Consider the following 26,486-nt stretch of genomic DNA (forward strand, 5'->3'; position numbering starts at 1 on the left):
CGTTCCGCCTGTCGTGGCGTTTGTAAATGGCGTGGGGCGTGATTGCCTATTTCCTTGGTGATTCGGAACGTGATAAATCACGCCCCTACGCCTGACGGGTTGCCGTTCCCCGTGATTCGGAAGTTCTCCCTCCCTTTGGGTCGCTGTTCGCGGAGCGAGGTAATTGTAAATCGCTGGCCGGAGGGAAAAGCAAAGCAAAGGCCGGGGTAGGTTAATCGTCCCACAACGAGGACGAGGAACGGGTTGTGGTGGTCTGGGCGTCATCCTCTTCGTCGTCGAAGAAGTTGTTACCCTTCGACAGGGCCGGTCCCGTGGCGGGGTCTTCGCTGATGCCTATGTCAAGGGAGCCGGCGAGGATGCAGTTTTCTAACTCGATGAGTTGCGATTTCATTTCCGGTTTGATGTACTCTTTCATTTTGTTTGAATGTTTTATAAAGGTTGGTTTAAATGTTTTTATAAAAATGGATTGGTAATTTTCAGTCGGCTTCGCACTTTTTCAGTCGGCTTCGCCGAGAAATCTTACAAATCTTCCAATTTTTACATTATCTATTATTTGTTCGATTTGTACTGATTTGTCCGATTTCTGTCCGCAGGACACTCCTTCAGTCGGCTCGCCGAGACGAGTTGATGAGCCGTCAGGCGAATAAATCCCACAAATCGTTCTAAATCTTCCAATTTTTATCATTACATATAGGGTTACGGGTTATCGGGGGCGCGCCCGTTTCCGGATGGGGCGGAACATGATAAATCACGCCCCTGCGGCGTGCCGCACCCCCGATGAGAGAGACATCTTTTTTATTTCACAACAACCTTGCGGCCGCCGACGATGTAGACGCCTGCGGGCAACCGGTGGCGTGCGGCGTCGTCGAGGCGGTCGGCCACGCGGCGACCTTGCAGGTCGTACACCGGACCGTCGGCTCTGCCCCTCGCGTCGTTCGTAGCGCCACCGATGCCGGTGGTCTCGCCGTCGATGACGATGGAGAGCTGCTTGGCGCCCGCGCCTTTCGGACAAGTGACATAGGCGCGATAAGCGGGAACCGTGGCGCCGGGGTGCTCCGTCGTTACCTTGTGGAAGAGGCCGTCGTTCTGCAGGATGTAGGCGTTGGCGGCTGCTGCCGTGGCGTTGTCCACGCCGGTTACCGTGCCCACGAAACTGTACTTGCCGGCGGTAGTGGTCAGAGCGTCGGCCTTGTAGGCTTTCACCTGTATGTCGTTGCCGCCGAGCTGTGGCACACCGTCGGCAGTAATCAGGTAAGGCTTGTAGGCTTCGAGCTTATCCTTCGCATCCGCGAAATGGACTGCACTGTTGTTGCCGCCCGAGATGGTGTAGGCCTTGAAACCTTGTACAGACAACTCGTAGGGCAGACAAAGGGTGGCTTTCCCTATGGAAAGGTCGCGCTCGTAGCTTACCTTGGCAGCGGTGAAGTCGATGCCGATGGGCAGCGGCTTGTCGTCGGTGAGGCGGAAGTCGTCGCACGCCCAGCCGTTGTTCTCCTTATTATAATATACATAGTTGGGCTTTGCCTTGTCGGCCTCGCGGTAGGGGCTCGGCTCCTCGCCCAAAGCCTGCGCCCAGTAGCACTGGTCGGTGCGGTCGGCCTGCAGGAGCTTGGCCACCTCGCCGTTCTTCAGCTGCGCCTCGGTTATCTGGTCGCCCTGTACCTTGCCGCTGGGGTTGAGGTAGTAGCAGTTGTTGATGTGCATAAAGCCGGTGCCCTCGTTCTGCTGCTGCTCCGGGCAGAAGGTGAAGCTCGAAAATCCGGTGGTGCTGGGTTTGGGGCTGGCGTTGTTGGTGCCGAGGTAGAGGCAGTTGTTCAGCGTGCAGGCGGCATCTTTGTGCTTATGACCTATAAATCCGGATATAATTTTGTGTGTGCCGCCTTCAAGGGTGTCCGTGGCGTGGAAATATCCCTTGACTACGCAGTCGTTAATGGTGATATGGGCAGTGTCGTCCGGGGTTAGAAGTATGCCCGCTAAATCTCGGCCCACCTTGAGGTTCACGTCGATGACGCAGCCCGAAACGGTGGTGTTGCCATACGCGTAATTTATCAATCCTGCCGCCTGACTACCGCACGACTGTGGGTCGCCCGGATTTTTTTCGGTCAGCGTGATGCTACCCTTGATGTGCAGGTTGCGGATGGTGGCGTCCTTCACATTCTTGAAGGGGGCTTTTTCGTCGTCCGGGGTAGTCCAGTTGAAAGAGAGCGTATGGCCCTGTCCGTCGAAGGTGCCTTCGTAAACGTTGGGCAGGTAATAGCCCAGCATCAGGATTTCCTCGCCGAGGTCGACGTCCTGCATCAGCCTGGCGTCGACGCCGGTCTGTCCGTCGTTCACAAGTTCGCGGAACGCCTTCCAGTCTTCCTTCGAGGCGATGTCGAAGCATTCCTTGTCGTTCACGTTTACGGCTACGGTCTTGTCGTCGTCGATGGTGGTCGTCTCGGAGAAGCCGTCGGCAAAGGCCAGTCCGGTGTAGTAATGGTGTGGGTTGTAGCTGTTGCCGAGGGCTTCCTGCAGGGTGGGCAGACTGACGGTGCCGCCCTTGTTGGCGTAGCGCGCGGCGGTTGCCTCGTTGTTGTAGGTGAAGGCCACCTTATATATATGTTTCGCCTCGTCGGTGGTGGGCAGCGGCTCAAGGTCCGTGCCGAGCGTCTGTCCCCAGACGTTTTCGGTGCGGTCGCCCTGCAACAGCTTAGCCATTTCGCCGCTCTTCAGTCGCTCGGCGGTTACCTGCTTGCCCTGCGCTTTGCCGCAGGTGTTGAGGTAGTAGCAGTTGTTCAGGGTGGCGTTATCGGCGAAGGTATTGCTACCGGTGGTGGCGTTGTTCTTGCCGATGTAGAGGCAGTTGGTCAGGGTGCAGGTGCCGCCCTGATAGTCTACAAATCCGCCGATACTCTTCTTCGCGGAGTTGAGCGCTCCCTTGACGACGCAGTCGGTGATAATAACCTCGGTATTGAGGTTTACCATATGAATCATGCCTGCTAAATAGCTGGAGCCCTTGAGGTCCACATCGATGACGCAGCCCGAGACGGAGATCTTGCCAGAGGCAGACAGAATCAATCCGGACAAAAGGCTGTTGCCTGTTGCTTCAATCTGCCCTTTTACATGCAGGTTCTTGATGGTGGCGCCTTCCACAGTCTTGAAGGGGGCTATATTGACGAAGCTTGTGTGATTCCAGTTGACGGTGAGCGCATGTCCCTGCCCGTCGAACGTGCCGGAATAGTTTCTGGTCACGCCCACCATCACGATGTCCGAGCCGAGGTCGACGTCCGCTGTCATCTTGGCGTCGAGGCCGGCCTGTCCGTCGTTCACGAGGTCGCAGAACGTCTTCCAGTTGTCCTTCGAGGCTATCTCGTAGGCTTCCTTATGGTTGAAGAGCACTGCCACGGTCTGGTCGGAGCTGACGGTGGTTGAGCCGTTGAAGTCGCCCTCAAAGGCGATGGTATAAAAATGGTGCTCGTTGTAGCTGCTACCCATGAGGTCCTTTGCGGTAAAGGTGGGCATGCCGCCGTGGATACCCTTGCCGTTGGTGGCGTAGCGCGTGGCTTTCACCTGGTCGTTGTAGCTGAAGTCCACCTTGCAGACGTGCTTCTCGGCTTTGTCGGTGGGCTGCGGATCGTTCTCCTTGCCGAGCTCCTGTCCCCAGAAGTTTCCGGCGCGCTTGTTCTGAAGCAGATAAGCCACTTCGCCGCTCTTGAGCTGCTCCTCGGTTACCTTCTTGCCCTGTGCGTCGCTGCAGGGGTTGAGGTAGTAGCAGTTCGTGAGGGTGGCTTTCTTGGCAAAGGTGTAGCCGCCGGTGGTGGCGTTGTTCTCGCCGATGTAGAGGCAGTTGGTCAGGGTGCACTTACCATACTGATTTTCTACAAATCCGCTCATATATCTCCTGCCTCCCTCCGTCGTGGCGTGGAACTTGCCCTTGACGAGGCAGTCGGTGATGGTAACATTGGCATTATCCCTTACGCATTCAATCATGCCTGCTGCGTCGCATCCACCATTGTCATAGGTGCTCGTGATGTTCACCGCGCTGACGCAGCCCGAGATGGTGGTGTTGCCATAGGCGCTTTGAACCAATCCTGACAAGAAGTGCGAGCTTGACTTAATCTCTCCTTCGGTGCGCAGGTTCTTGATGGTGGCGCCGTCCACAGTGTAGAAGGGGGCTAACCAGCCTGATGTGTTATTCCAGTTGATTTTCAGCGTATGTCCCTGTCCGTCGAACGTGCCGGCGTAATGATTGCCCACCTGCCAAATGTCGGAGCCGAGGTCGACGTCCGCTGTCATCTTGGCGTTGAGCTTGGTCTGTCCGCCGTTGACGAGGTCGCGGAACTCCTTCCAGTCAGCCTTCGAGGCGATTTCGCAGACTACCTTGTGGGTGAAGCTTACTGCCACCTGCTTATCGGCGGTCACGCTGGTGGAGCCGCTGAAATTGTCGGCAAAGGTCAGTCCCGAGTAATAATGCTGTGGGTTGTAGCCCGTGCCCAGAATTTCCTGCACGGTGGGCATGGAGCCGTAGATGGCCTTGTTGCGCGTGGCGTAGCGCGTGGCGCGCACCTGGCTGTTGAAGGTGAAATCCACCTTATAGACCCGCTTCGCGCCGTCGGCGGTGAGCAGGGGCTCGTCGTCGCTGCCGAGGTTCTGGCCCCAGACGTTTTCCGTGCGCTTGTTCTGAAGCAGATAGGCCACCTCGCCGTTCCGGAGCTGCTCGGCGGTCACCTGCTCGCCTAAGTTGCCTTTCTTGTTATAATCCGGATTGATGCCTTTGGACTTCTCGGAATAGTACACGTGGTTTAGGTTGTTTGTCGTACCTTTTTGTCGGCGCAGGATAGGATTGAGTCCCGACACCTTGGTGTAGGTGGCATTCACATAGCTGTTGCTGATGGTCGTCGTGCCGGCATCGCCCCAGGCTATGAGACCGGCGATGTTGGAGACGTTGCCATTGTCGCCTGTGATGGAACCGATGAAGGCGCAGTCTTCGATGGTGGTATTGCCCGATAAAATATGGCCTATCAAACCGCCCGAGTACTGATCGCCCGTCTTTCCAAGATGAATGTCGGCTTTCACGACGCAACTCCGGAGGGTCGTGCTTTCAGCGAATCCCACCAAGCCGGCCGTGTGGTAATTGTCCGTATTGGCCGGAGCGGTTACGGTGCCCGCGATGGTTAGGTTCTTGATGGTGGCGTCGTCCGTGCGGTGGAAGGGGGCTGTGCCCTGCCCGGCGCCCACGACATGGACGGTGAGCGTATGGCCGGCGCCGTCGAACGTACCGGCATACTTATGATTGTTAGTACCCACCATCATAGAGTTATTGCCGAGGTCGATGTCGGCTTCGAGACGGGCGTTGAGGCGGGTCATGCCCTTTTCGTTGACGAGTTTGCAGAACAGCTTCCACTCGTTGGCGTCCTTGATGAGTATCGTGCCGTTCTGGTCACGGCGCATCACGATGAAGGTGTGCGAGAAGGTTGTCGCCTCGTAGAGGTCGTTCTGTTCCTGCTTGAGAGTGATGGTGGCCTCGCCCGCCGTGCCGCCGAGCAGGAGTTTGCCGTTATCATAGCGGAGCACTGAGGAGTTGCTGCTGGTGACGCTGAATCCTGGATTGTTCCATTTGAAACCTTGGCCGCTCTGGGTCTTCTTGTCGATAAGTGCGTGCAAGTCGTATGTATCGAAGAGCACGCCGGGCAGGTCTTTGGCGGTGAAGTTCACCCGGTCGCGTATCACGTTGACTATGGTCTTGCACTGCACTTTGCCACACTCCCAATAGGCACTGAAAGTTGCGGTGAGGGAGGCCTTTCCAAGATGCTTGGGCCTTAAACATCCGATTCCTGAGATATCCACAATATTAGGGTTGCTCAGCTCCCATTCGATATGGCCGACGTGACCTTCGCGCTTGAGGTTGGGGTCAAAAAAACTCTCCAACGTGGAGTATATGTCATATTGTTCCTTCTCATACCTCACGTTGGGTATCTTGACATAACCCACAATGATATCGCGCACCTTGAACTGGTCCCACTTGTCATAGTAATGGCTCCAGATTTTGACTTTTTTTGCCGGGGCATCATAATTGTAGACAACGATGTTGTTGTCGTCGTCGTTGAGGTTGTTCTTATTGCCTCCGCTTATCCGCGAGTTCGTGATGGCATTCTTCTCGAAATAATAGTCATAGCCTGATGTCACTTCGCTGATGCGCTCGAGGCCCCTGGGGTGGTCGTAGTCTTCTCCACCCTCTGTGTCGCGCAGGATAATCCAGCGGATGGCATAGCCGTCGTCAGTCTCTATGTTGAGTCGGTACCCCTTCCCACCTCATAGATGGCACTGTTGCCCGTTCCGCTGGTGGTCTTGCAAGAGCCAAACCAGATTTTCACATGCCCTTGTTCGAGTGTTTGTAGTATCAGCTTGTTCTTGCCGATCTTTTCCACGGTTTCGCGTGAGCGGAATGTCTCGTAGCCATAACGATTATAATCTGTAGCCCACGCCGGCGCCGCCAGCACGAGGACTAAGAGAAAGAGGCAGAACCTCTGAATGATGTTTGGTTGTTTCATATTGAATTTGAAATTAAAAAATTAAATATCGCGTTTTGAAATTTGAGTCGGCTTCGAGTCGGCTTCGCCGAGAAATCCTACAAATCTTTCCAAATCTTCCAAATTTTATCATTATCTATTATTTGTTCGATTTGTTCAGATTTGTAAGATTTCTGTGCCGTGAGGCACACTCTTTCAGTCGGCTCATCAACACGGCTGCGCCGTGAGCAGCATTTGTGCGTAGACAGCAAAAAGGATATACAAAAATAATAAAAAACGGGCTATTAACTTCAGACTTTTTAAAAGAAAGATGGTTTTTAAGGCATTATTGCCCCTTAAAAACCTTAATATCCCCTTAAAATCGCTTAATAAGAAGCTTGATAAAGAGAAAATGAAGACGTATCTTGCAAACCTTGTTGTAAAAGCGATAAGACATAAGGACATGTTTTTCTTAGGTCTTTATGTCAAAAAAACATGGAAAACCTACCCCGGCCCTCCCGAAGGGAGGGTGCACTAACTGAAAAGAAAAATATGTCCTTATGTCTTTATGTCAAAAAAAACACATGAGAAGAATATGTCTTTATATCAAAAAAACAACAATGAGGAAAATCTGTCCTTATGTCTTTACCCTGAATAATCTTTACATACACCCTCAAAAAAGTGGCATTATTTTGAAAAAGAAAAGAGACGGGCGAAAATAAGCGATTGTAGAGAAAACTTATAAAGTACTGGTTATCAGTGTTTTGCGATTAACAAGGAGTTTTTTTTGTCGCTTTTTCGCCCTTAACAGCTATGCTTTCAGGCTATAATCGCGGCCCTTTTATCGGCTAAAAGCGGTGATTTGGCAAGGTAATCGTTATGCTTTGAGCCGATAAAAAGATCGCTTTGGGCATAAAAGGGTATGGAAATGGCATGAAAGGGTATCAAAATCGGCAAAGCGAAGGACTTTTCCGGCCTGCCGGCACTTAGATGAAGCGGTGCGAAAGTGTTAAAATCAGGTAGTTTTTTCTGACAAAATCACGGAAGTGCCGAATCATAAAGCCGTTGAATCAATATACTCTATGAACATAGCTTTACTGCTTTTGATATTTGAAAGTAAGAATCAATACAGTGTAACTTTTCAAAAAGCGATTTTTCTAATAAAATTCGCTTTTCTAAAAGTTATTTCATATATTTGCTTCCTCATCTTTCAATTAACGAGATATGGAACAAAAAGAAGTTTTTCCTTTAATGACCACCTATCACCGCAGACTGGCCATGACTGATATGCGGTTCATGCGATTCCTGCATGACAGGATTAACTGGAAATCAAGACTGATAGGTATATGTGGCTCACGAGGCGCCGGCAAGACCACCCTGATCTTGCAGCACATCAAGCAGACCTTTGCCAACATTGATGACGCCATTTGGATCTCACTTGACAATATCTGGTTCAAGACGCACAGCCTTCCGGAACTCGTTGAATACCTTTACAGTCACGGTCTAAGGCATCTCTTTGTGGACGAGGTACATAAATATCCCGATTGGGCTGTGGTGCTGAAAAATATCTACGACAGCTATCCCGATCTGAACGTTGCCTATACGGGCTCGTCCATGCTGGAGATAGACAATTCCAAGACCGACCTTTCACGCCGCCAGTCGCTATACACGCTGCCCGTGATGTCGTTCAGGGAATACCTTGCTTTTACCGGCATCATGGAGATCGCTCCTGTAACACTGGAGGAACTGTTGCGTAATCATGTTGCGCTGTCCATGGATTTGGCCTCAAAAGGAAAAATGCTGAAAGCATTTGGCGAATATCTGGACAAGGGATGTTACCCGTTCTTTCTGGAGGCCGGTGACGACTACGATATGCGGCTCGCTGCTATCGCTTCCCTGGTCATCGAGAGCGATATGCCTGCCGTTGAGAATGTCTCATACGCCACGGTGGAGAAAACGAAGAAACTGCTGGCCATCATTGCCCAAAGTGTCCCGCTGGTGCCCAATGTCAATAAACTGGGACAGGCACTGGAAACAACCCGTGACAGCTGTCTGAGGATGCTTTATACCCTGGACAAGGCACAGATTATTTCTCTGCTGACAAAGGTCGAAAAGAACTACAAACACCTGTCCTCTCCCGAAAAGATCTATCTGAGCAATACCAACCTTATGACAGCCTTAGGGACAAGCGTCAATATCGGCAATCGTCGCGAGACGTTCTTCAACAACCAGCTTCAAGCAGTGACCAACGTGACCATGCCTCAAAAAGGGGATTTCCTCGTGAACGGCAAATATCTTTTTGAAGTGGGAGGAGCAAGCAAGAGTTTTGAGCAGATCAAGGACGAAACTAACAGTTTTCTGGCCATTGATGACATAGAGATAGGTTCAGGCAACAGAATACCGCTTTGGATGTTCGGATTGTTTTACTGATGAATCCTTTTACTTAGGGCATATCCAAAGTACACTTCGGGCTGTACGACAACGGAATCCTGTTCTTCTGAGGAAGAAGGATCGTTTTTTCATTCAAAACTTTCTCATACCTTGAACCCAAATCGGTCATTAGGACGCATTTGCTTAGATTTGTTATTACCGTCTGCTTCCTTACTGCTTTCGTCCGCTTGCCGGCATCTGCGCTGCCATTACATCTCGCCGTAGCCCGCTACGCCTTCGATGAAACGTCAGCACATCTGCTCAACAATCGAACAAAATCAGTCAAGGACTCTAATGACCGATTTGGGTTGAATGGTTTTCGGTGAAGTGTGAAATGTGAAATTGCAGACTGCTTACCTTTTCGCATTACGCACTTCACACTCTATACTTCGCATTAGGCTTATGCCAAAAAGCTACTCGTGCAGCAGCCACTTCACGGCCTGCTCGGTGGCGGCTACATCGCTGACGGCACGAGGCATGTAACCGAGGGGCGCTTCGCGCTTGTAGAAGACGTTGCGGGCACGCTTGGCATAGCCATGGCGATAGAAATCGGTGTACCACTTCCATGTTGTGGCCGTGTCGGCATTGAGTACCAAGTAGCTGCCACGGGCTTCGTCGATGTATTTCTCGAAGTCGGCACGGGCCGCCGTGGGCCACGCATCGGGTTGCATACCGGCGTTATAGATCAGATGATAGCGATCGAAGAGGCCGGGCGTATAGGTGTCGTTCGGGCGGAAGACGGCTACCTCGAAGCCATGTCGTGCGCCCATGGTGGTCAAAGTCTGAAGGGCAACGTTGTCATCCGCACCCGTGAGCAGGAGCACACGCTTCTGTGGAATGGTGGCTCGTCCGTTTTGCATGAGCGAAAGGTTGATGGTGGTCATCAGATCGAGCTGTGCGTTGTCTTCGGTTGTTTCCCAATACATGCCGCCCAGTAGGCCTTGGTCGATGATATACTGGCACTTGGCCGCGATGGAACGGGGATTCTCGGCGCCCCATACGAGCTGACCCGACCAGTCGGTGAGGTAAGGTACTTGTCCGATAGGATCCCAATGCTCTTGGTAAAGTCCGCCCGTGTAGCCGGTTTTCATGTACTTGTCGAGGATGGCATCGCCGTGATCGCCACGTCCGTAGAGCGGCATGCCGAGGCAGAATTTCTCCTTGGGCACGCCATTACGAATGTGAGCCTCAACGGCTTCGCTAACGGTGATGCGGCCCGAGAGAGGCGAACGGAAGAGCGTTGTGTGATGTTGGGGCGGATTGGCCACGTCGTAAGCCATGATATTGACAAAGTCCATGTACTTGATACAGGCCGGGAAATCGACATATTTGCCATCGGCGATGGTGGCACAGGTGAGGAGTTTGTCCTTGCCCAGCACCTTGCGCAGGTCGCGCATTAAGAGGGTGAAGTTCTTGGTGTCGTCGGGCGACGAGGAGATTCCGGCCTCGCTGCTCGTGGGATATTCCCAATCGATGTCGATTCCGTCGAGCCCATACTCCTTGACGATGCGCCCGCAGTCGCGCGCAAAGGCCATGCGACATTTGGCGTTGGCGGCCATTTCGGAGAAGTTACCACTGGACCAACCGCCTACCGACAGCTGAATCTTCAGACCGGGCTTCAGCTTCTTCAGCCCCACGACTTTCTTCAGGAACTCCGGATTCTGCACATCGCAGCCGTCGAAGGTCTTGTTTACATGACCGAAAGCATAGTTGATATTGGTCATGAGCGACGGGTCGGGCAGGCGCAAATCAGTCCATGAGCACACATAAGCTACGACAATCTTCTGCTTGGGCTGTGCCGTCACGGAACCGCACGCCAACAACAGCAAACAGGAACATAAGATACGAGAAAGAAATTTCATCACGATTACTTAGGATTTGAATGAAATAAGATTAGAATAATCACTCTACAAAAATAGTGTTTTATCGTGATTAAACGGAGCTAACCGGTGTATTTTTCGTAATTTTGGGGCAAAATCACTAACATTATTGTCCAAATGAAGCTATTCGTCATGGTGAATGACCTTCTGTCGGACGATATAAAAAAGCCTGCCAACATTGCGTTGACAGGCTTCTTGTTATTTTAATGAGTAGCAGACAAGGATATCTGTCTACACACTTATTTCTTGATGGCCCACCACAATGGAGTCATCATGGTGTTTTGCTCTGCTCCCAACAACTTCAGAGCATTCTGATATTGTTCTTTATCAGAGTTTTCGAATACAGATGGGTATCTCATGCGCTGTGTAAAGTGATACCACTTCTGTCCGTCCTTGTAGCTATCAGCTTTGAAAAGGCCATCGAAGTCTGAACCGGTCAGAGTTGTTTCGTTTCCGGGAACTTCAAAGAACGGCAAGCCTAAGCGACGACGGTCGTTCCAACTCTGCACTACGCCATAAGGAGTGTTGGCGATATACTTCTGTGTGATAATCTTTGTGAGCTTATCGTTGAGCTTATGACCTTTGTAGAGAATCTTGCTTGCGTCAGGATAGTGATAAGTCATCTTCTTGGCTTCTTTGGTATAGCCGTCTTTATAATCAGCTTCAAAGTCTACAGGTTCGGTCGTATGGTCGAAGTTTACAGAAGTACCTACTCTGTTGTAGTTGGTAGAAGCAAGATACTGGTCGACATATTTGTCTACTCCATAATAAGCGAAGTTAGACTTCACGCCATTTTCGTATGCCGCTTTGGCTGTCATCGGGGTTGCCCAACCGTAAACAGCACCTTCGGCCAACAGGAAGTAAGTTTCCCAAGGAGCCATCCAGATACGTTTCTTGCTGTTGTTGCGATATTCCTTGCTGAGCATCGGTGTTGTATCCCACGCATTGCCCAACACTTGATTGAGTGCGAATGTTTCGGGAGTCCACGCACCTCGCGTACCTGCAGGATAACCATTCCATGTGAACTCTGCGTCAACCTTTACCAGAATCTTCTTCTTATCCTTGTCGGTGGGGTCAATCATACCATATTTAGCATGATTCTTTTTACCTTGCTTTGCTTGGTCGGGCCAGTTGGTTGCGGTTGTATCATTGGTAAGACACCACACTACCAAAGCACGGGGGTCAAGATATTCGGGAATACCATCCATCCACAACTGCTTGGTTGGGTTGTCGGTCAACGCGGGATAGTGCTTCTCGTATTTCTCACCCACATAGTTAATCGGCTTGATATGAGAAGCTAAGTCAGGACGATAACTTGTTACAGGAATGTCGCCCAAGCCAGCCAAAAGGTTACACATAGACGAAGAGATGCAATGGTCGCTCCAACCACGATTCATTACTCCTTCGTATGCAGACCATCCACCATCTTCTTTGAAACCGAAGAGGTCGCCATCTTCTGTCAAGAGTGGCAATTTTGCGGCTTCTTCAAACTCACTTTTCGCTTTTGCATTGTTCACTTCTGTCAACTGGAGTGCGTAGCGCAGACGCAAGCTGTTGGCGAGCTTCTGCCATTGTGCGGCGTCGTACTTGAACGCAGGATCGCCCTTAGCCTCAGCGTCTGTCGGTTTTACATTGATATCAAGGGCGCTGCTTGCTTCTTTCAGCTCGGTGAAGAAATAGTTATATACTTCTTCCTCGGAATTGAATTGTGGAGCTACGCCGGTGAAAGCATTGAGTGGATAAGGACCGAAGGAATCTACGAAATCGGCAATCAGCATCACACGCCATATACGTGCAATCTGTTTTACGTTTTTATAGAATGCTATTTCATGGTCGTTTGTTCCCTTATTCTTGTCCGCAAGCTCAATAGCCGCGGTAGCGTTTTTAATCCAAGTTGAAGAATAGGTGTACAAACGGTCGTTGAATTGATCATTGTATCTTGCGGTTACACCCATGAGATTTTCGCCTACGACGCGAGCAATGGAAGCCCAGTTGTAAACGAATACACGCTCGGCAATGTCAGGGTCCATCTGTGCCTCATAAAAAGACTGGTTCAATGAATAGTCGGGATGCACGGCGTCATCGCCTGCAGCCGACGGGTTTACGTTGATTTCATCGAAATCGGAACAAGAGCCTAACATGGCGATAGCCAATGCTGCCATTGACAAAATTTTATATGTTGTTTTCATATTGTTCTTTATATTAAGTTTTTAGAAACCAAGTGAAATGTTAAAGATGAATGTCCGTGACGTAGGAGGTGCTGCATACTCGAAGCCTGTTGCATTTGTATTGGTTGCAAAAACAGACTCCGGATCGATTCCGTGCAGATGGCTCTTCAACATCAATACATTGTTGCAGGAAACACCAAGTTTAACTTGCTGCAGGAACATGTTCTTTGGTTTGAAGCTGTATGACAGTGAAACGTTGCGCAGGCGAACGTTCGTAGCAGAGTAAACATTGGCTTCTCCGATACCAAGGTTACCGGTTGAACCTGTCAGAGCCATCCAATATTGCTGCTGCGTAATTTCCTTTTTGTTTGCGGTATAGCCACCTTTTCCGTCGGCTATCACGCCATCTACAACCATCTTGTTGCGCTTGCCGCCGGGGGCGGTAACTGCAGCAACACCATTCTTCTGGAGTAACATGTTGGAACCAGAGAAGATGTGACCACCAAAACGACCGTCAATCATGAAACTCAATGCGAAGTTCTTATAGGTAAGCGTGTTGGTCCATCCCAAGAGGCAATCAGCCTGCTGGTCACCAATCTTCTTAATTTTGGGATCACCCTGTGGAAGACCGTCTGCGTTGAGCAATAGCTTGCCATAGTCGGGACTCTTCTTGTCGGTAACGCGGAGGAATGTAGTACCCCAGATTTCACCATAGTTTCCGCCAGCTTTGGCAATGATTTTCAGATTGTCGTATCCACCGAGGATATAATCTTCGATACCATCGGTAAACTTGATGATTTTGTTCTTGTTGTTTGAGAAGTTCACCTGAGTGTCCCAACGGAAGTCTTTTGTCAATACCGGTGTGGCATTCAGCATGATTTCAATACCGGAGTTCTGGATATCACCCGCATTGATTTTCCTTTGCTCGTAACCTGACAATGAGTTCATCGGCAGATTCAGCAACTGACGACGTGCATTAGACTTGTACCAAGCCACGTCAAGTCCCAAGCGGTTGTTCAGGAAACGGATTTCCAAACCTGCTTCCCATGAAGAAATCAACTCGCTGCGCACATTGCTGTCATACAGCGTAGAGCCCTTTGAGGCTCCGACACCGTTTGTATACGGGATGCTACCAATAGAATAGGTGTTGTAGAGTTGATAGGGATCAAGGTCATTACCAACTTGTGCGAATGAAACGCGGGTTTTGGCGTAGCTGAACCATTTAGGCAGAGGCTTATCCATCTTACTCAACATATCGCTTATTACCCATGAAGCACTGACAGACGGATAGAAATAAGAGCGGTTTTCCTTGCTCAGTGTAGAAGACCAATCGTTACGGAAGGTTCCTTCAAGGAAAGCCCAACCGTCATAATTGATACTCAATGAACCATAAAGCGAGTTGGTCTTACGGTGACTGTATGAAGGATTTACCGAAAGATCCGAACTCTTACCATTCTTCAACCAGAATAGGCTCGGCGCGATGAGTTCCTTGAGCGAGTTAGATAGTCCTGTGCTCTTGCGTTCCATAAGGTTGCCACCCAATGTGGCTACACCGCCGAACTTGCCGATTACGTTGTCTTTCTGTGCGGTAAGCAACAGGCTGAAATTGTTTTCATAGAACTTTTGCTCGCCAAATGAGTAACGACCCGTTTTAGAAGAAGGACTTCCAGCATATAGTTTGGTTTCGCTCTCTGTAAAATACATATCGCTTCCGGCTTTCGCTTCTGCGCTCAACCAATCGTTGAATTGGTATTTCAGGGCGAAGTTCAGTAAGAAACGGTTGCGAGTGTCTTCGTTCGTGTTATAATCTTTTGCCCAGTAGGGATTCTGTACGCTACCTTTTTCCCACCAGTACATGTTTCCATCCTCAGGATTGATGGCCTGCTTGAACTGTGTGATGTCCAAAGAAATAGGCATGGTAAACATGGTGTAGAAATAGTTGTTGATATTGGCACCTGATATAGGACGGTTCTTGGCATACGAACGGATGTACTGTATCTTGGCGTCAAGGCTCCATCGGTCATCGTTGCCGAAGTTGGTAAAGATGCGCGACATCAAGTTGCTTCGGTTGTATTTCGCTCCCGGAATCTTGCTGCCGTCGTCCATACGAGTACCTGAAACATATACGGATGTCTTGTTGAACTGTTGTGAGAAAGATACGCTCTCAATCAAGTTGATACCTGTATTGAAGAAATTCTTCACGTTGTCAAAATACCGCATGTTTTGTTCCTTGCCAGCCCAGTCGGTATATTTTTGCCCGGCAATCTCCGGCCCCCAGTTACTTCCTGAGGTGGGGTTGTGAACACCCTCACTACCCTGACCGAAAGTTGTTTGACGTTCGGGGCTCAGAAAGAGTCCTTCAACAGAAACAGAAGAAGATATGGTAATACCAAGTCCTTTTGACTTAGCTCCCTTTTTAGTCGTGATAAGGATAACACCGTTACCCGCACGCGAACCATAGAGGGCTGCGGCTGATGCACCTTTCAATACAGAAAGTGATGCAATATCCTCCGAGTTGATGTCCGCCAGACCATTACCCATATCAGTTCCGGGATTCCAGAAGTCGTTGTTACCGGTTCCCGTAAAGTTATCCAATGGCACACCATCGACAACAATCAGCGGCTGGTTTGTACCTGTCACGGAGTTGCTACCACGCAACTGAATTTTCGATGAACCGGCAGGACCGTTGCTTGAGCGGATAATCTGCAAACCGGACACCTGACCGGTCAAAGCGTTGGCTAAGTTATTTTCGCGGGCAGCCACCAGCTGGTCACCTTTTACTTCCTGAATAGCATAACCCAATGCTTTCTTTTCACGTTTGATACCGAGGGCGGTTACCACTACCTCATCAATACTCTTGCTATCTTCCTTCAGTACAATATTCATGGTACCTTGACTTGAAGCAATCACTTCCCGTGCGGTATATCCGACATACGAGATTTTGAGTTTTGAACCTGCTGCTACATCAATCGAGAATTTTCCATTTATGTCGGTAACGGCCGCTTTTTTAGTTCCTATAGCAGTAATCGTTACTCCGACAAGCGGTTCTCCGCTGGCATCGGTAACGACACCTCTGATTGCGGATGTTTTTTGCTGCGCAACACTGCTTTCCGAGGAAACAGCCGTTGATGCAGACATGTAAAACAGAACCACTTACTAAAAATCCGAACGCAAGTGCCAATACTTTAGTATTAGCTGGCATTGGACAATGCCAGGACTGGAAGCGTTCCAAATAGCTTAACTTGGACTTTTTCATTTTTACATTGTTTGGTTTAAATAATAAATATTTAAGATAAATTTGAATGGTGTAAAGGTAATCCTTTAAATTTAACATTACACCCTTTGTTTTGTTAAATATACGTAATTGGTTACAAATCATTAAAACTTTTCTAAAAACAAACCAATATGACGAATCTTTTCGTTTGGTAAAGCCTCCTATAAGCTATCTCTCTGCCCAATCGCCCCGATCGAGTTTGCGATAATTGATGGCTTCAGCCAGATGTTCGGTTGTCACACGGTCGCTTCCGGCGAGATCGGCTATCGTGCGGGCCACTTTCAGAATACGGCTGTAGGCCCGTGCCGAAAGCGAAAGGCGTTCCATGGCCATGCGCAGCAGGTCGATGCCGGCTTGGTCGGGCTCGGCATACCGATGGATCATGCGCTCGGTCATCTGGGCGTTGCAGTGAACGCCCTTCACCTCCTTGAAACGCGCGGTCTGAACAGCGCGCGCACGGATCACACGCTCACGGATGGCCGCGCTCGGCTCGCCGGGTTCGGCCTTCGAGATTTCCTTGAAAGGCACGGGAATGATTTCCACTTGGATGTCGATGCGGTCGAGTAGCGGTCCGCTGATTTTGTTCATATAGCGGTGTATCTGTCCGGGCGTACAGACGCAGTGGTGCGTGGGATCGCCATAGTAGCCGCAAGGGCAGGGATTCATGCTGGCCACAAACATAAAGCTGCAAGGAAAGTCGACGCGATACTTGGAACGCGAGATGGTGATATGGCGGTCTTCAAGCGGCTGGCGCAGCACTTCGAGCGTGTGCTTGTTGAACTCGGGCAGCTCGTCGCAGAAGAGTACGCCGTTGTGAGACAGCGAAATCTCGCCCGGCTGCGGGTTGTTGCCGCCTCCGACGAGAGCCACTTCCGATATGGTATGATGGGGCGCACGGAACGGTCGTTGACTGATGAGCGACGTGTCTTTACCCGTCTTACCGGCGATGCTATGGATCTGGGTCGTCTCCAGACTCTCGGAGAGCGACAGCGGCGGCAGGATACTCGGCAATCGTTTGGCCATCATGCTCTTGCCCGACCCCGGCGGCCCCACCATGATAAGATTGTAACCACCGGCGGCGGCCACTTCCATGGCCCGTTTCACGTTTTCCTGTCCACGAACGTCGGCAAAGTCAAGGTCGAAAGCATATTGTTTTTCATAGAATACGCGGCGGGTATCGATGACGGTGGGCGCAAACGACTTCTCACCCGTCAGGAACTGAATCACCTCGACAATCGATTCCATGCCGTAGACATCGAGATTATTGACCACGGCCGCCTCGTTCACGTTCTGCCGTGGCACGATGAGCCCCTTGAAATGTTCGGCACGGGCCCTGATGGCGATGGGCAACGCGCCACGGACGGGCTGCAGACGGCCGTCGAGTCCCAACTCTCCCACTAACATATAATGACCGAGCTCTTCCGAAACGATGGTGCCGTTGGCGGCCAGGATGGCGATGGCCAACGGCAAGTCGAAGCCGCTGCCTTCCTTTCGCAGGTTGGCGGGTGCCATGTTGACGGTAATATCGGCCTTCGGAAACTTATATCCATTATACTGCAGGGCGGCGGCAATGCGGTCGCGACCTTCGCGCACGGCTTCATCGCCCAACCCGGTAAAATGATACATGATACCCGGGTTCAGACTGACTTCTATCGTTATCGTGGTTACTTCCAGACCGTTGACGGCCGCGCAGTAGGTTTTGACGAGCATGGTTCTTTAGTGGTTAGATGACGTCACAATCAGCTGTCCCAACTTCTCTCGCATTTCCTGTGGTGAGAGGCCATGGGCGATGACATTGCCATTCTTCAGGACGATATTATCGGGAATGGAGGTCAAACCGAGCTGACGTACCAGTTTCCCATCGAACATCCGTCCATCGCAGACGGTAGGCCATGTGATCGAATCTATTTCCTGCGTCTCACGACACTTCTTCACGGTCGCGTCCACATTGATACTCAGCACCTGCAGACTGCCGTGGCTCTTGCGCTGAAACTCCTTGAGCTGACGCTGGATATCCATGCTCTCATAGCTCCACGAAGCCCATACGTTGATGACGGCAAAACGAGCCGCACGCAGATTGGCACCCGAAACAGGACGACCTTTTATGTCGGTGGTATAGAAATCTTTGAGTTTTCCCGAAAAAGTGGCGTCCTTCATCTGCCTGACACCCGGTAACAGCCGATTCAACAGTCCGTTCTTGGGCTGCGAGGCAGTCATAAGCGTCAGTAATTGCAAGGCTTTGGCATAATCGGGCCGAGCTGCCTGCACGAAATACTGATTGACCAAATAGGGCGAGACAGGCGAATCAGGATAGTCTTTCACAAATTGGTCGGCATATTTCCGCATTTCGGGAGGCGACGCGCCGGCCACTTGCTGACGGAATTTCGTCATCAATTCATTATCCTTGGTGCCCTTCACCTCTAATTCTTTCAAGTGGGAGGCGTCGCCCCTGATATTGACCTGCTTGCCGGGAGCCGCAAAAACAGGCTGCTGAGAGAAGTTAGGAAAGACGATAACCAGCACGCAAGGCTGCTCACAAGCTATCTCATAGGCAAAGCGGCCACCCTCCACCTTGATCGTATCGATACCGTTGATTCCCCCATCGGGACTATATACATAGAACTCACCCTGGTTTAGGTTGATGAGTCGGCCGTCAATTTCAAAATGATGGCTGTCAGTCCCACATGAAACCAAAACCAGGGTGAGCAGTAAAAGTAGACTTAATCTAACTTGTTTCATCGTTTGATCTTAGCGAATTCCAGGTCCTTATCGGCATAATCGGCCAATGAAGGATCTTTCTGCAGCGCCTCTTTCAGATAAGAACCGGCCGCGTAGCTATTCCCCCGACGTGCGCTGAGGATGGCATGCAGATAGCTTGTCATCGCGTCGGCGTTCTTGATATTCTTCAAGGTCTGGCCGGCAGCAGCGTAGTCCTTGGCCAAGATCTGTGCCAAAGCTGCGCTGTTGCTAACAGAATTCTTCAGTTCGTCGGCCGCATGGCTGTAATTTCCACGAGCAATATTGAGGTTGCCGAGCACGTCGTTGAAGCCGTTGGCATTGATGGCGTTTGAAAGATGGCCTTCTGCTTCGTCCAGATTACCCTTCTGCAGACTCATGAGCGCCTTGTTGGCATAAGGTTCCTGTGCTTTAGGATTCACGCGGAGCGCACGCTCAATATAGTTTTCGGCCGTCGTGTTGTCACCTCTGTTAAAGGCCAGAGCAGCCAAGTTGTTATAGGCACGGTAGTCTTTATCGTAAAGCTGGATGGTCTTCTTGTAGATAGCCTCCTTCTTGGCAACGTTATCTTCGAGTGAAGCCGCGTAGAGAATCTCCTCAATATCCAACTTAACAGGATCAATCGCGTACTGCTCTTTAATCTGCTCGTCGGTACGACCAATCGTTTCGTAATTGATGATGAGACGAGAGCGACGCAATTCGGGCAGAATCTGATCGGCCAAGTCACGGAAGCCTTCGCTCATATTGCGAATCTGCTGTTCGCGTTGCTGCGGATCCTTATACATAGAAAGTACGCGCAAGATAACATCTTTGTCCTGAATGTTGCTGGCTTGCACAAGCTGCTGGAATCCATCCCAGTCCTGTGCCGTATAGTGAGCGTCGATATCAGCCTTCACCTTAGTGCTCTTGAGCTGGCTCTTTACGTAATCCTCGCTGGTATCCTGACGTTTGTTGGCCAGTCTGTCGTTGAAACTGAAACCACCTTCGGGCGAAGCATAAGCGGCTACTTCCACATTCTTGATGGCCAATTTCTCACGATCGGCATTGATTTTCTTCAACATTCTGACAAACTCCTGCACGCTGTTATTCTGCAGTTCGCTCTTACGCAAGTTAGCCTGATTGATGAGGAACCTGATGTTAGCTTCCTGTTTCTTGGCATTGATACGCTGGAACGAGTCAAGAGCGATACAAGCACCACCATTCATCATGGTCTGCTTATACAATTCAGCAGTAGCAAGCACGCCGTTAGCCACCTTAACTGCCGGAATCTTCACCACCTTCTTACCTACCTTTGCTTGGAAAGTGAGATACATTTCGCTTTGCTGCATCTCGGGAACGTAGTCGAAAGAGGTCTTCATGGTGTAGCGACCACCCAAACGATAAGAAATCGTCTGGTTGTTACCCATTACCTTTTCGCCCTGGAACGTAGTGCTGGTACCTTGCGCGGTACGTCTCTTACCATAACGAAGTTCCGGAATAACCCGTACAGTGGCATTCTTCTTCAAATATTTTTCAGGGAATTGGCCGTTGATAGTAGCGGGAACCTTGCCTCCGGTTGTCTCAAGCGGATTAGGTACAACCGTAAAACTATCTGCCGACAATGGGCCCATCTTTGAACAAGACGAAAGCAATACGAATGAACACGCGGAAAAAACAAAGATTAGATGTTTACGCATAAGATTAATGTGGTTTGTGTGTGAAGTGCCGCGAGCGGGACTCGAACCCGCACAGCCGTTACTGGCCAAGGGATTTTAAGTCCCTCGTGTCTACCAATTCCACCATTGCGGCATTTCGAATTGTTAAAAAGGAAATTCGATTGCAAAGGTAATCGTTAATCATCGAAACGCCAAACTAAATTAACTTTTTTAATATTTATTGTGCACAAGCAGCAAACGGCCTGTATACTGGGCCGCATACTCCATGAGTTTCTTGCCTTTTTCGCCCGACACGACGACACCGCGCTCATTCAAATCATAGACACGATGACAATGGGCGCATGTCATTTGCGTACCGTTGCCATGAAACGAAAGCGGAAAAGACCCGCCGCTGTTCTCGGACAGGCAGTTGGGACACTGCGCGTCGAAAGCCAACAGCCCATGATAAACGCTCCGCCCCACTATGATTCCATTGTCAGCGCCCATGTCATAGGTCTGCATGCGCTCCTCGGCCGTGGTCAGTGGCACGCTCTCCGACGTACCGGTGCCGGGCAGCAAGTCCACATGGCGCACCGAACCACGCACCGACAGGCTGACGCGAACGTAGGTTCCGGGAATAAGAGGATTGGTAACTTGGTTTAAAACCGTGTTGTTATGAATCTCGGTGTTGAATCGGAAGTTACAGCGATAGGCGTTGCTGTACAGCGTTTCTTCGCCGCACGACGTGAACAATACGAGCAATACTACCGCAAAAACGATGGTTTGCTTAACCAAATAATTGTTTTTCTGCATTCTTAACACGTTCAAAATGGAATCCGTCAAGCGTCTCTCCCATCTGCGCTACGATGCGGTCGTTGCACAGATTGCCCATACTCCCCTCGTGAGTATGCCGAATCCGGCGGTCGGCCCTGAAGGTTTCGTTCTCGATTTCAAGTCCCACCTGCTTATAGGCGTCACGGAAGGGCATGCCGGCAGCAGCCAGACGATTCACCTCTTCCACGGAAAACATCGGATCGTACATGGGATTGTCGAGGATACGCTCGTTCACTTCCATCTTATTAATCATATAGGCAGCCATCCGCAGACAGTCTTTCAGTTCGTCGAAAGCGGGCAGAAAGACTTCCTTAATAAGCTGCAAGTCGCGGAAATAGCCACTGGGCAGGTTGTTCATGATGAGCATAATCTGCTGCGGAAGGCCTTGCAACTTGTTGCTTTTGGCCCTGAGGAGTTCAAAAACGTCGGGGTTTTTCTTATGAGGCATGATGCTCGAGCCGGTGGTACACTCCTTGGGCAACTTCACAAAACCGAAGTTTTGCGAATTGAAAAGGCAGGCGTCGAAAGCCAGTTTGGCCAAGGTTCCGGCCACCGAGGCCAAGGCGAAAGCCACGTTGCGCTCCATCTTGCCACGCCCCATCTGGGCATAGACCACGTTGTAGTTCATCGAGTCGAAGCCGAGCAGGTCGGTCGTGAGCTGCCGGTTGAGCGGAAACGACGAACCATAGCCGGCCGCCGAGCCCAGCGGATTGCGATTGGTCAGCCGATAAGCGGCCTGCAAGAAAAGCGTGTCGTCGACAAGGCTCTCGGCATAGGCGCCAAACCACAGGCCGAAACTTGAGGGCATGGCTATCTGCAGATGGGTGTAGCCGGGCATGAGCACGTCTTTCAGCTGATTGCTTTTGGCGATGAGTTCATCGAAAAGGAGCTTCACGGCATCGACGATTTCATGGAGTTCATGACGGGTAAAGAGCTTCAGGTCGAGCAATACCTGATCGTTGCGCGACCGACCGGAATGAATCTTCTTGCCCACATCGCCCAGTTCGCGCGTCAACAGCAGTTCCACTTCGGAGTGAACGTCCTCTACGCCTTCCTCGATTTGGAACTCGCCCCGCTCACAACACGCGTAAATGCGCCGCAGGGCAGCCATCAACCGCGTGAGTTCATCGGCTTCGAGCAGTCCGATTGACTGAAGCATCGTGATGTGGGCCATCGATCCGAGCACGTCATACTTGGCCAAGTAGAGATCCATCTCTCGGTCGCGACCTACGGTGAACCGATCTATCTCTTGGTTCACCTCAAAGTTTTTTTCCCAAAGTTTCTTTGTCATAAGTCTCTATATCGTCGGTAATAATGGACGAAAGCGCCCTTTCTGACAAGGCCGAACGGCACCGATAAAATCGGCCGTGGCCTACCTGTTTTGCAATAGCTATGCTTTCGTGTTGTAAAAGCAGCCCTTTTACAAGGTAAAAGCTATGCTTTTAGAAAACGGTTGCGCAACGCCCTGAAAATGGGCGTTACGCTTCGTAGTTGATCATCTGCAACACATCGGCAATCTTTTCGATGCCTTCCTGCAGCGGTTTCGATACCATTCCCTTAATAAAGGGATTGAGATCGGCCTTAATCGTAAGTTTCATCTTGCTGGTGGTGGCCGTTACCGGAAGTATCTGAATCCAGAAATTAAACGGTAAGGGGCTTTCTTCGGTTTCAAACTTGATGCATTTGGGAGCTTCTCGTTCCACAATGCTCAGTTTGACACTACCCATGGGAGTTGTTATGGAGATTGAATTGGTGTCAAAAACCAAGTCTTTTGCCTTGTCTTCGGGCAACCGGCTTTTCACACGTTCTATATTACTTAGGTCGCTCAAGAGATTATAAACATTCTCTTGAGCGTAATTGATGGGGCGAATGGTACTTTCAAATGTGGCCATAATGACTGATGGGGGTTAGGTGATGTATGCTTTTATGCCTTCCACGTGGCCGGATCTTTCCGCCATTCGTGCAACAGCGCTACGTCTTCCTCGGCAATATAGCCTGTTTCAAGGGCCTGAGACACGACGTTTTCATAATCGGTGAGCGTTTCAAGTTGAACGCCGGCCTCCTCAAAAGCGGTCTTGGCCACGGGGAAACCATAGGTATAGCTGGCTACCATGCCTATCACTTCGCAGGCGTTATTGCGGATGGCGTCGACTGCTTTCAGACTGCTGCCGCCCGTTGATATCAAATCTTCAACCACAACGACCTTCATGCCCGGCTTCAACTCGCCTTCGATGAGATTCTCCAAGCCGTGATCTTTCGGTTTGGAACGCACGTAGACAAAGGGAAGGTTCAGCTCGTCGGCCACCAATGCGCCCTGAGCAATGGCTCCGGTAGCTACGCCGGCAATGGCTTCGGCCTCTGGAAACTTCTCAAGAATGATATGCACAAGTTCCAACTTCACGTAATTGCGAAGTTCGGGATAAGAAAGTGTTTTACGATTGTCGCAATAAAAGGGCGACTTCCAGCCGGAAGCCCAAGTAAAAGGGTTGTTAGGCTGCAGTTTAATAGCCTTTACTTTTAATAATCTTGACGCAAAATCCTTTTTTAATTGATTCATGATAGCGAGGTTTATATGGATGAATAATGCAAAGTTAGTTGAATTATGCGATAAATCCAACAATGCCTTTTATTTTAAAGATATTTAGGGTAGGCCGTCATGGCTTGGCAAAGGCCAAGCTCAAGAAGCTGAAGCGCACGTCGCCGGCTGCCGACAGGGCTTCTGCGGCAGCCAACATGGTGGCACCGGTTGTCACGACATCGTCGACCAGGAGGATGTGTTTGCCGCAGACTTGTTCGGGGCGGCGCAGGGAAAACTGCCCTTCCACGTTTTCACGGCGGGCCAATCGGCTGATTTGTTGGGTCTGACTCTCGGTGAATCGTGTTCTTTCGAGCGCTTTGTCGATTAAGGGCAAACGGGTGATATGGCAAAGCCCGCGGGCAATGGCCTCGCTTTGGTTGTAACCACGGTCATGCTGTCGGCGACGCGTTAATGGAACGGCGATCACGCCATCGATGCCTTCAAAGAAACCGGTAGGTAGAAAACGACGGGCGGTGAGCAGCCCCAACTGGCATCCATATTGTGGACGATGGTGATACTTGAGGTCGTAAATGATTTGGGCTGTCTGCGTGTGAGGTTTGTAGAAGAAGAGCGCCGCGGCCTTTTCTACCTCAGTCTGCCCCCAGAAAAGTTGGGCCATCGGGTTGTCCAAAGGGGCATGTTCGTAATCCGTAAACGGCAGTTGAAGCAGGCACGAAAGGCAGGCGACATCCTCGTCGGGCGTGAGACGCTGGCCGCAGACGACGCATGGGCGGGGGGGCCAGCAGGTCAATCAATCGGGTAAGGATGTCAGTCTTCATCCATGAAATCGGTTTCGGCGTCAACATCGGTTATCTGGTCGACGCATCTGCGAATGATATCGATGCCAAAGCCGCGGCCCATGGCAAACTTGATAAGCTTCATCGAACGCTCGTAATCGCTCTTCGCCTTGATGGTTTTCCATTTGGCTTGCAGCATGGGAAGCAGCACTTCCTCGTAGGCCGTGGCGTCAATCTCCTCAAAAATGGGGTCTGATATTTCTCTCGGAATGTGCTTTTGATAGAGCGCCAGTTCCACTTTCCGGCGGCCCCATTTGTTGAATCGAATCTTATCGTTGATAAAGAAGCGGGCAAAACGGGCGTCGTCGACATAGCGTTCCTTGACAAGATAGGCCATGATTTCGGCTCGGTCGGCGTCGTCCAACTGCCATTTACGCAGTTTCTCCTCCATTTCGGCGGCACAATGTTCGGCCTGCGAACAGAGCGTGGTGAGTTTAAACAGCGCTTGTTGTGGCGTCATTTTCTTATCTTTAAGCATGATTGAGGGCGAAAATAAAACGTTGTTTGCCGAACTGATCAGCCTTTACTTCTACTTGATTCCATTCATTTTCTTTCAACCAAGTCATCAGTTCGGCGGCGTAAAGTGGATTAATTTCAAAGGCCAACAGCCCGTTGGGCTTCAAAGCATGGGCTGCGAAACGGGCGATGGCATGATAAAACAAAAGCGGATTATCATTGGGCACGAAGAGCGCGATTGATGGTTCAAAGTCGAGAACGTGCCTTTCCATCGTCACGCGTTCCTTCTTACAAATGTAAGGAGGGTTTGAAACGATGATATCAAAGCGCTGTGGGGTAGTCGATTGAATGTCTGTCGCAAGAATATCGTGCAACTCTAAATTCACTTTGGCTCCCATCCGCTGGGCGTTTTCTCGAGCAATTAGCAGGGCATCGCCCGAAATATCCCAGGCACAGACGTCACTGTTCCACAGGTCTAAGGCCAGTGTTACGGCGATACAGCCACTACCTGTCCCCACATCGAGAACCTTTAAAGGCGCGGGGGGCTGAAGAGCGCAGTAAGGTTGATTGTATCTATCAATGATGGACGCGCATAATTCGGCTGTCTCAGGGCGTGGAATGAGGACGCCCGGCGCCACCACAAACTGCCGTCCCATAAAATCGGCGGTGCCAATAACATACTGAACGGGTTCGCCTGTCAACAAACGATCCATCATCGTTCGTAATTCTGCCTGTCGTTCGGCCGCCATCGCTTCCACCTTGCCGCATACGATGTCGGCCATAGTCAATCCGAATCGTTCTTCGAGTAGCAGTCTTACGATCGCTTTTGCCTCACCTGTTTCATAAAAGGGTGTGAGATCGGCTACGAGTTGTTGGTAATTCATACCCACAAAAATAGGGAAAAATATTGAATCGGATATACATTCTGACAGAATTGTTGAGAGCTGTCCGCGTGCTTCATGGATAAAGTTGTAACATTAGCCTTATGGCTCTCTTGCCGCTTGCGACCTTTATGCCTTTATTCCCCACGGTCTGAAAAATAGGTCCTTATGTCTTTATGTCAAAAAATTGCGGGAACAAAAAAAGGAGAGTCCCGGTTACGTCTGTAACCAAGACTCTCCAATCAAAGAAGGCGGCGACCTACTCTCCCGCATTACATTGCAGTACCATCGGCGCGGGCAGGCTTAACGGCTCTGTTCGGAATGGGAAGA

At 50.5% G+C, this 26,486-nt stretch carries 17 protein-coding genes, 1 tRNA gene and 1 rRNA gene; 1 reads left to right on the forward strand and 18 read right to left on the reverse strand.

All coding sequences use genetic code 11. The features are described 5' to 3' along the window. Positions 1-211: 211 nt before the first annotated feature. The 3 genes from JHU38_RS04790 to JHU38_RS12380 all read right to left on the reverse strand — a co-directional run bounded on the left by JHU38_RS04790 (position 212) and on the right by JHU38_RS12380 (position 6,530). Positions 212-415, reverse strand: a complete 204-nt coding sequence (locus JHU38_RS04790; RefSeq protein ID WP_207859316.1) for a toxin PIN — start codon at positions 413-415, stop codon at positions 212-214. 380 nt (positions 416-795) lie between these two features. Further along, a complete protein-coding gene (locus JHU38_RS04795) occupies positions 796-6,165 on the reverse strand; it encodes a glycoside hydrolase family protein (RefSeq protein ID WP_232369836.1) in 5,370 nt (1,789 codons plus the stop codon). Between the two features lie 98 nt (positions 6,166-6,263). Further along, positions 6,264-6,530, reverse strand: coding sequence for a hypothetical protein (locus tag JHU38_RS12380; protein ID WP_232369837.1), 267 nt, complete (start codon positions 6,528-6,530; stop codon positions 6,264-6,266). 1,182 nt (positions 6,531-7,712) lie between these two features. Between JHU38_RS12380 and JHU38_RS04800 the strand changes: the two genes are divergently transcribed. Beyond that, positions 7,713-8,918: an ATP-binding protein gene (locus tag JHU38_RS04800; RefSeq protein ID WP_107581906.1), complete on the forward strand. Its 1,206-nt coding sequence runs from the start codon at positions 7,713-7,715 to the stop codon at positions 8,916-8,918. Positions 8,919-9,331: 413 nt separating this feature from the next. Here the strand turns inward: JHU38_RS04800 and JHU38_RS04805 are convergent, their stop codons facing one another. The 15 genes from JHU38_RS04805 to rrf form a co-directional block, all read right to left on the reverse strand. After that, on the reverse strand, positions 9,332-10,780 hold the full coding sequence (locus tag JHU38_RS04805) for a glycosyl hydrolase family 18 protein (RefSeq protein ID WP_107581905.1): 1,449 nt from the start codon (positions 10,778-10,780) through the stop codon (positions 9,332-9,334). 257 nt (positions 10,781-11,037) lie between these two features. Beyond that, the gene (locus JHU38_RS04810; protein ID WP_107581904.1) at positions 11,038-12,987 is read right to left on the reverse strand and encodes a SusD/RagB family nutrient-binding outer membrane lipoprotein; all 1,950 of its coding nucleotides are present in this window, start codon (positions 12,985-12,987) and stop codon (positions 11,038-11,040) included. 21 nt (positions 12,988-13,008) lie between these two features. Then, a complete protein-coding gene (locus JHU38_RS04815; protein WP_207859318.1) occupies positions 13,009-16,104 on the reverse strand; it encodes a SusC/RagA family TonB-linked outer membrane protein in 3,096 nt (1,031 codons plus the stop codon). A 304-nt stretch (positions 16,105-16,408) separates the two neighbouring features. Next, on the reverse strand, positions 16,409-17,950 hold the full coding sequence (locus JHU38_RS04820; RefSeq protein WP_107581902.1) for a YifB family Mg chelatase-like AAA ATPase: 1,542 nt from the start codon (positions 17,948-17,950) through the stop codon (positions 16,409-16,411). Positions 17,951-17,956: 6 nt separating this feature from the next. Next, entirely contained in the window at positions 17,957-18,979 is a 1,023-nt protein-coding gene (locus tag JHU38_RS04825) for a DUF4369 domain-containing protein (RefSeq protein WP_107581901.1), read from the reverse strand. Continuing rightward, entirely contained in the window at positions 18,976-20,652 is a 1,677-nt protein-coding gene (locus tag JHU38_RS04830) for a tetratricopeptide repeat protein (protein WP_107581900.1), read from the reverse strand. Before JHU38_RS04830 ends, JHU38_RS04825 begins: the two co-directional genes overlap by 4 nt. Positions 20,653-20,678: 26 nt before the next feature. Continuing rightward, positions 20,679-20,764: transfer RNA gene (locus JHU38_RS04835), tRNA-Leu, on the reverse strand. Between the two features lie 77 nt (positions 20,765-20,841). Continuing rightward, complete coding sequence (locus JHU38_RS04840; protein ID WP_107581899.1) at positions 20,842-21,423, reverse strand: hypothetical protein; 582 nt, start codon at positions 21,421-21,423, stop codon at positions 20,842-20,844. Next, positions 21,398-22,735 (reverse strand): argininosuccinate lyase, encoded by a 1,338-nt coding sequence (argH, locus tag JHU38_RS04845; RefSeq protein ID WP_107581898.1) that lies wholly within the window; start codon positions 22,733-22,735, stop codon positions 21,398-21,400. The genes JHU38_RS04840 and argH overlap by 26 nt, the downstream gene beginning before the upstream one ends. Positions 22,736-22,922: 187 nt before the next feature. Continuing rightward, a complete protein-coding gene (locus tag JHU38_RS04850; protein WP_107581897.1) occupies positions 22,923-23,336 on the reverse strand; it encodes a polyketide cyclase in 414 nt (137 codons plus the stop codon). 32 nt (positions 23,337-23,368) lie between these two features. Next, positions 23,369-24,001, reverse strand: a complete 633-nt coding sequence (pyrE, locus tag JHU38_RS04855) for an orotate phosphoribosyltransferase (RefSeq protein WP_107581896.1) — start codon at positions 23,999-24,001, stop codon at positions 23,369-23,371. A gap of 97 nt (positions 24,002-24,098) precedes the next feature. Continuing rightward, positions 24,099-24,773 (reverse strand): ComF family protein, encoded by a 675-nt coding sequence (locus JHU38_RS04860; protein ID WP_232369838.1) that lies wholly within the window; start codon positions 24,771-24,773, stop codon positions 24,099-24,101. Positions 24,774-24,790: 17 nt separating this feature from the next. Continuing rightward, positions 24,791-25,279 carry a regulatory protein RecX gene (locus tag JHU38_RS04865; RefSeq protein WP_232369839.1) on the reverse strand — a complete coding sequence of 163 codons (489 nt, stop codon included), beginning with the start codon at positions 25,277-25,279 and terminating at the stop codon, positions 24,791-24,793. Between the two features lie 10 nt (positions 25,280-25,289). Then, positions 25,290-26,159: a peptide chain release factor N(5)-glutamine methyltransferase gene (gene prmC / locus JHU38_RS04870; protein WP_107581894.1), complete on the reverse strand. Its 870-nt coding sequence runs from the start codon at positions 26,157-26,159 to the stop codon at positions 25,290-25,292. Positions 26,160-26,402: 243 nt separating this feature from the next. Next, a 5S ribosomal RNA gene (gene rrf / locus JHU38_RS04875) occupies positions 26,403-26,486 on the reverse strand; the annotation flags it as partial.

Origin of the sequence: Prevotella illustrans, from assembly GCF_017426725.1 — a bacterium.
GTDB classification, from domain to species: domain Bacteria; phylum Bacteroidota; class Bacteroidia; order Bacteroidales; family Bacteroidaceae; genus Prevotella; species Prevotella illustrans.